Source organism: Rhizobium sp. NLR22b (assembly GCF_019685295.1).
In the GTDB taxonomy this organism is placed as follows: Bacteria; Pseudomonadota; Alphaproteobacteria; order Rhizobiales; family Rhizobiaceae; genus Rhizobium.
In genome coordinates, this window is record NZ_JABDWM010000050.1 from 2,501 (window position 1) to 5,000 (window position 2,500).

At 52.8% G+C, this 2,500-nt stretch carries 1 rRNA gene (only partly in view); it reads left to right on the forward strand.

Annotated features, from left to right (window positions below):
- Positions 1–638: 638 nt before the first annotated feature.
- Positions 639–2,500 (forward strand): 23S ribosomal RNA (locus tag HJC00_RS32095); it runs 1,017 nt beyond the window's last position.

Below are 2,500 nucleotides of genomic sequence, written 5' to 3' on the forward strand. Positions count from 1 at the left end.
CTGCGCTCCGGACGGGCCGGCCAACGATGGCCGACGGCCTCTGGCCTGTATTTGGTGGGTCATTGCTGGCGGTTAAGAGATATCCTTTGAAGAAAATAAAAGTTTGCATCGGCTTTGAGCCTGATGCCTGTTCTGCATACATTGTGAAGAGAAGATTGATCTGGAGGCTTCCAGGTGTTGTGGGTTTTGGCCCATGGCGTCCGAGCCCAGTTCTTGTGAACCCATGGATGGCCTAGCCGGCCGGATGTGGTGGAGGGACTGGAGGGTGGAAGGAAGCTTGTCGCTCTGGATCGTTTGTTGTTCGCTGCCTTCGGGCATCGTCTGATGAACGGTCGGATTACCGTTGCCTGACCGCGCGGTATCGGATCCAATCTCGAGAAGCTGGTCTTAAGACCTGACACAAGCGAGCTGCTCGGCGTAGCTCCAATAAAGTGATCAGGTCGAACACGTCGATGGCATTGTTAGAAAGCGTGATTGTAAAAGGTAATCACGCATGTTTGGCCCGGCTGGCGGCAATCGCAAGGTTGTCCGGATAGTCGGATTTGGCACCCCCACTCTTTTGTCTCAAACTGGGGCGAAAGCCGAGTGGATAAGGTTTGCCAAATCAAACAAAGACGATGAGCATTGGCAATGAGAACGATTAAGTGTCGTAAGGGCATTTGGTGGATGCCTTGGCATGCACAGGCGATGAAGGACGTGATACGCTGCGAAAAGCCGTGGGGAGCTGCGAATGAGCTTTGATCCATGGATCTCCGAATGGGGCAACCCACCTTAAATGCTTGGAAAATCTGATGCGCCTTTGGCGCAGGCAGTAGGAACGAGGCAATAGGCAGTGGTGAGAACTACTGGCTACTGCCTATTGGCTATTGCCTGATGCGTCGAAGGCGCCTCAGGTTTCCAAGCATTGTGATAAGGTATCTGCACCTGAATACATAGGGTGTAAGAAGCGAACGCAGGGAACTGAAACATCTAAGTACCTGCAGGAAAGGACATCAACCGAGACTCCGCAAGTAGTGGCGAGCGAACGCGGACCAGGCCAGTGGCAATTGTGATTAAAGTGGAACGCTCTGGAAAGTGCGGCCGTAGTGGGTGACAGCCCCGTACGCGTAGATATCATGATTGTCCTAGAGTAGGGCGGGACACGAGAAATCCTGTCTGAACATGGGGAGACCACTCTCCAAGCCTAAGTACTCGTGCATGACCGATAGCGAACAAGTACCGTGAGGGAAAGGTGAAAAGCACCCCGACAAGGGGAGTGAAATAGAACCTGAAACCGGATGCCTACAAACAGTCGGAGCCCGCAAGGGTGACGGCGTACCTTTTGTATAATGGGTCAACGACTTAGTGTAACAAGCAAGCTTAAGCCGGTAGGTGTAGGCGCAGCGAAAGCGAGTCTGAACAGGGCGATATAGTTTGTTGCATTAGACCCGAAACCGAGTGATCTAGCCATGAGCAGGTTGAAGGTTGGGTAACACCAACTGGAGGACCGAACCCGCATCTGTTGCAATAGATTGGGATGACTTGTGGCTAGGGGTGAAAGGCCAATCAAACTCGGAAATAGCTGGTTCTCCGCGAAATCTATTTAGGTAGAGCGTCGAGCGAATACCCCCGGGGGTAGAGCACTGGATGGGCTATGGGGACTCACCGTCTTACTGATCCTAACCAAACTCCGAATACCGGGGAGTACTACTCGGCAGACACACGGCGGGTGCTAACGTCCGTCGTGAAAAGGGCAACAACCCTAACCTCCAGCTAAGGTCCCCAAGTCATGGCTAAGTGGGAAAGGATGTGAGGATCCCAAAACAACCAGGATGTTGGCTTAGAAGCAGCCATCATTTAAAGAAAGCGTAACAGCTCACTGGTCTAAATAAGGGTCTTTGCGCCGAAAATGTAACGGGGCTGAAGCCATGCACCGAAGCTGAGGATGTGTAGCAATACACGTGGTAGCGGAGCGTTCCGTAAGCTGATGAAGGGAGACCCGTGAGGGCTCCTGGAGGTATCGGAAGTGCGAATGTTGACATGAGTAACGATAAAGAGGGTGAGAGACCCTCTCGCCGAAAGACCAAGGGTTCCTGCTTAAAGTTAATCTGAGCAGGGTTAGCCGGCCCCTAAGACGAGGCGGACACGCGTAGTCGATGGGAACCACGTTAATATTCGTGGGCCTGGTGGTAGTGACGGATTGCACAAGTTGTTCATTCTAATTGGATTGGATGGGCAGCGGAGCGGTTCCAGGAAATAGCTCCACCGTATAGACCGTACCCGAAACCGACACAGGTGGTCAGGTAGAGTATACCAAGGCGCTTGAGAGAACTATGTTGAAGGAACTCGGCAAATTGCACGCGTAACTTCGGAAGAAGCGTGACCCCATATGAGGCAACTCTTGTGGGGTGGCACAGACCAGGGGGTAGCGACTGTTTATCAAAAACACAGGGCTCTGCGAAGTCGCAAGACGACGTATAGGGTCTGACGCCTGCCCGGTGCTGGAAGGTTAAGAGGAGAG